The sequence below is a fragment of the Brevundimonas sp. genome (assembly GCF_031082345.1).
In the GTDB taxonomy this organism is placed as follows: domain Bacteria; phylum Pseudomonadota; class Alphaproteobacteria; order Caulobacterales; family Caulobacteraceae; genus Brevundimonas.
This window is the reverse complement of record NZ_JAVHLH010000267.1, coordinates 1-3,777: the sequence shown is the minus strand read 5'-3', so window position 1 is coordinate 3,777 and position 3,777 is coordinate 1. Positions and strand designations below refer to the sequence as shown.

At 73.0% G+C, this 3,777-nt stretch carries 7 protein-coding genes; 2 read left to right on the top strand and 5 right to left on the bottom strand.

The window, feature by feature from the left end:
* Positions 1–37: 37 nt before the first annotated feature.
* The 5 genes from RDU12_RS13725 to RDU12_RS13705 are packed head-to-tail and all read right to left on the bottom strand — an operon-like array spanning position 38 to position 2,846.
* Positions 38–1,063 (bottom strand): molybdopterin molybdotransferase MoeA, encoded by a 1,026-nt coding sequence (locus RDU12_RS13725; protein WP_308685179.1) that lies wholly within the window; start codon positions 1,061–1,063, stop codon positions 38–40.
* Complete coding sequence (gene moaC / locus RDU12_RS13720) at positions 1,060–1,557, bottom strand: cyclic pyranopterin monophosphate synthase MoaC (RefSeq protein WP_308685177.1); 498 nt, start codon at positions 1,555–1,557, stop codon at positions 1,060–1,062. The genes RDU12_RS13725 and moaC overlap by 4 nt, the downstream gene beginning before the upstream one ends.
* Positions 1,554–2,090, bottom strand: coding sequence for a molybdenum cofactor biosynthesis protein B (gene moaB, locus RDU12_RS13715; RefSeq protein ID WP_300292903.1), 537 nt, complete (start codon positions 2,088–2,090; stop codon positions 1,554–1,556). Before moaB ends, moaC begins: the two co-directional genes overlap by 4 nt.
* Positions 2,090–2,542 carry a molybdenum cofactor biosynthesis protein MoaE gene (locus RDU12_RS13710; protein WP_374990222.1) on the bottom strand — a complete coding sequence of 151 codons (453 nt, stop codon included), beginning with the start codon at positions 2,540–2,542 and terminating at the stop codon, positions 2,090–2,092. The genes moaB and RDU12_RS13710 overlap by 1 nt, the downstream gene beginning before the upstream one ends.
* A gap of 7 nt (positions 2,543–2,549) precedes the next feature.
* Positions 2,550–2,846: a MoaD/ThiS family protein gene (locus RDU12_RS13705; RefSeq protein WP_300292901.1), complete on the bottom strand. Its 297-nt coding sequence runs from the start codon at positions 2,844–2,846 to the stop codon at positions 2,550–2,552.
* Between the two features lie 322 nt (positions 2,847–3,168).
* Between RDU12_RS13705 and RDU12_RS13700 the strand changes: the two genes are divergently transcribed.
* Together RDU12_RS13700 and RDU12_RS13695 are read left to right on the top strand one after the other, a co-directional pair.
* On the top strand, positions 3,169–3,582 hold the full coding sequence (locus RDU12_RS13700; protein WP_300292900.1) for a response regulator transcription factor: 414 nt from the start codon (positions 3,169–3,171) through the stop codon (positions 3,580–3,582).
* Positions 3,563–3,777 (top strand): tetratricopeptide repeat protein (locus tag RDU12_RS13695; protein ID WP_308685172.1); only part of this gene is annotated, 215 nt, incomplete at its 3' end. The genes RDU12_RS13700 and RDU12_RS13695, both read left to right, overlap by 20 nt.

Below are 3,777 nucleotides of genomic sequence, written 5' to 3'. Positions count from 1 at the left end.
GCCGCGGGCGCCTGGGATACTCGAATCCGTGGCCCGGTCATAGCTGCCCGGCCGGCCCCTTGTCCAGGACCAGCCGCGCCGGCCGCCAGCCCAGGGCGGCGCCGGCCGTCTCGCCCGAAAGGCCGGCGACCAGCGGGGCCAGGAACAGGCGGCCGGTGACCATGGCCGAGGTTGGATTGCCGGGCAGGCCCAGCACCAGCTTGCCCCGGGCTCGGCCCAGCCACACCGGCTTTCCCGGCTTGATCGCCACCTTCGACAAGACCAGCTCCAGCCCCGCTGGACCGAACATGGCCCGGGCGTAGTCCTTCTCGCCGACCGAGGCGCCGCCGGTGACCACGACCAGATCGGCCTCGTCCAGCGCTTCCGCCGCCGCGGCCTCGAGCGCCTGCGGGTCATCCGGCAAGCGCCGCCGGGTGACCACCTCGCCGCCGTACTGGGCGATCAGGGCCGCGACGCCGAACGAGACGCTTTCCGGAATCGCGCCGGGAATGCCGGCGGCCGTTCCCGGCTCCGCCAGCTCGTCGCCGGTGCCCAGCACGACCACCCGGGGCCGGCGCCAGACCTCGACGGCCGCCCGGTCGGCCGCCGCCGCGGCGACCATGGCCCGGGGATCCAGGCGGCGTCCCGGCTCCAACAGAATGTCGCCCTTGCGGAAGTCCGAGCCCATGGCCCGCACGTGGCGGCCGCCGCCGAGGGCGTGGCCGAACACGGCCATGTCGCCGTCGCGGCGTACGATCTCCTGGATGATCACCCGGTCCGCGCCCTGCGGCATCGGTGCGCCGGTGAAGATGCGCACGCAGTCGCCGGGGCCCATTCGTCCGTCGAAGCCGCGGCCCGCGAAGGACTCGCCGACGACCCGCAGCCGCGCGGGCAGGGCGGCCACCTCGGCCTCGCGCACCGCATAGCCGTCCATGGCCGAGGTGTCCGAGGCCGGCGAGTCCAGCCCGGCCACGACCGGCGCCGCCAGCACCCGCCCGGGGGCGTCGGCCAGGACGACGGTCTCGCGGTCCAGCGGCGTCGCCGCCGCCTCGATCAGGGCCAGCGCCTCGTCGAAGCCGATCATGTCGCGGCGCCTTCGCCCCGGTCGGCGCTCCAGTCGCCGCTTTGGCCGCCGCGCTTGGCCGTCACCTGGATGGCGCCGATGACCATGGTGCGGTCGATGGCCTTGAGCATGTCGAACAGGGTCAGGCCCGCCACGCTGACCGCGGTCAGGGCCTCCATCTCGACGCCGGTCTGTCCGCGGGTGCGGACCTCGGCGCGGATGCGGAAGCCGGGCAGGCCGGCGTCCGGCGTCACCGTCACCGCGACCCGGGTCAGGGGCAGGGGGTGGCACAAGGGGATCAGCTCGGCGGTGCGCTTGGCGGCCATGACCCCGGCCAGCTCCGCGGTCGAGACCACGGCGCCCTTGGGCGTGTCGCCCGCGATGGCGCGTTCGACCGTCGCGGCGGCGCTGGTCAGCACGCCCTCGGCGACCGCCGTCCGGTCGGTCAGCGGCTTGCCGGTGACATCCACCATGCGGGCGCGGCCGGCGTCATCGAGATGGCTGAGGTCGCTCACGCGCAGACCTCGCGCAGACGGGGGATCTGGCCCGCCAGCGAACAGGGGCGATAGCGGCTGTCCAGCTCCAGCCCCAGCACCAGGTCCCAGGCGTCGCGGCAGGCCCCGGTCGATCCCGGCAGGCAGAAGACGAAACTCTCCCCGGCCTGACCGGCGAAGGCGCGCGACTGCAGGGTCGAGACCCCGACCGTGCCCTGACTGGCCTGGTGAAAGACCACGGAAAAGCCGTCCATCTCGCGCCGGAACAGCGGCTTGACCGCCTCGGGCGTGACGTCGCGCGGCGCGAAGCCGGTGCCGCCGGTGGTCAGGATCACCTCCACCTCGGGATCGTCGACCCAGGCCTGCACCTGGGCCCGGATGGCCTCGACATCGTCGCGGACCAGCGCCCGGGCAGCCAGCCGGTGGCCCGCAGCGGTGAGCCGCTCGACCAGCAGGCCGCCGGAGGTGTCGGTTTCCGGCGTGCGGGTGTCCGACACCGTCAGCACGGCGATGTTCAGCGGATGGAATTCGAAGCTCTCGTCGATCCCGGGCATCAGTCGCTCCATCTCTGTCGGTCCGCGCGGTCCTGGTCGGTCGGCTCGATCCAGCGCGAGCCGTCGGGGCCGTCCTCCCGCTTCCAGAACGCCGCCTCGGTCTTCAACCGGTCCATCAGATAGTCCGCGGCCTCGAACGCCGCCCGACGGTGGGGCGCGGCGACGGCCACGAAGACGATCGCCTCGCCGGGCGCGACGTCGCCGCAGCGATGGATCACCCGGATGTCGCTGACCGGGAAGCGCGCGTGGGCGTCCGCCGCGATGACCTCCAGCGACCGCTCGGTGAAGCCGGCGTAGTGGTCGAGAAACAGGCCGGTGACCGGCCCGGCCCGCGAACTGTCCCGGGCGAGGCCGACGAAGGCCACCACCGCCCCGTCCCCGGTGCGGCCGCTCATGAAGGCGGCGAGCTCGGCCTCAGCGCTGGGCGGGCCGTGTGACAGGAGCGCCGTGATCGCCATCTCATCCGCCCGAATAGATCGGCAGGACGGCGACTTCCTGGCCCGGCCCGACGCTCGCCGAGTCCGGGACGATGGTCTGATCGACCACCAGCCGGGTGTCCGGCCTCGTCAGGATGGCGGCGGCGCCTTCAACCTGTTCGCCGATCCGGCGGCGGAGGTCCGCGACCGTCAGGGGCTCCCGACATTCCAGCGTGTGCTCGCGTCCGTAGCGGACGCCGAATTCGCCCAGAAACAGGATCCGGATGTGCATACGGACCTTGTCGGGTTCGACGTCCGGCAAGTCAACGGAGCCGTGCATGGACCTGGTTCATGATGGTGCGGGCGGTCGGGCTCGAACCGACACTTCACCCCCGGCATGCTCGCCCTGGCGGGGGAGCTGGGCCGGCCGTAGGGGCGCGGCGGCCGACTTCACGGAAGACCCGGCGTTGGCCGTCCGCGGCAAACGCGCCCACGGCCTGAACCAGCGCCGCGCAGAACCGTTACCGTTGTGTCTGCGCCCTTCCTCCGGAGCCGCCTCGATCCCCTGCCTCGCCGGTAGATCCCCTGCCTCGCCGGTAGCGATTGATTCACCCCGGGGCGGCATCCTGTGAGGGGGCGTAGACGTGGAGTTCTGACGTCCCATGACCGCAAGCCGCATCCTGATCGCGGACGACGATCCCCTGCTGCGGTCCCTCCTGGTGCACCGGCTTTCCGCCGACGGGCATGACGTGCTGGTCGCCGGCGACGGCGCCCAGGCGCTCGCCTCGATCGCCGAGCAGAAGCCCGACCTGATCGTGCTCGACGCCCTGATGCCGATCATGGACGGCTTCGAGGTCCTGCGCCGGCTGAAGGCCGGCCGGCTCTCCACCGCGCCCATCATCATGCTCACGGCGCTGAAGCGCGAGCAGGACATCGTCGGCGCCCTCCAGCTCGGCGCCGCCGACTATCTGGTGAAGCCCTTCATCCCGGACGAACTGAGCGAGCGGGTGCGGCGGCTGCTGCTGGCGGCGCCCCTCCAGACCCGGGAGGGTGGCGATGATCGCAATCGCGCTTGAGCCCCCCGCCGTCGTCCAGGCCGATCCGCAGGCGCTCTACAACGCCGCGGTGGCGGACCGCCGGGCGGGCCGGCCGGCCGACGCCGTCGCGAAGCTGGAGGTGGTGCTGGCGGCGCGACCCGACGATCTCGACGTCCGGCTGAACCTCGGCCTGGCCTTGCTCGCGCTCGACCGGCTGGAGGAGGCCGAGGCGGC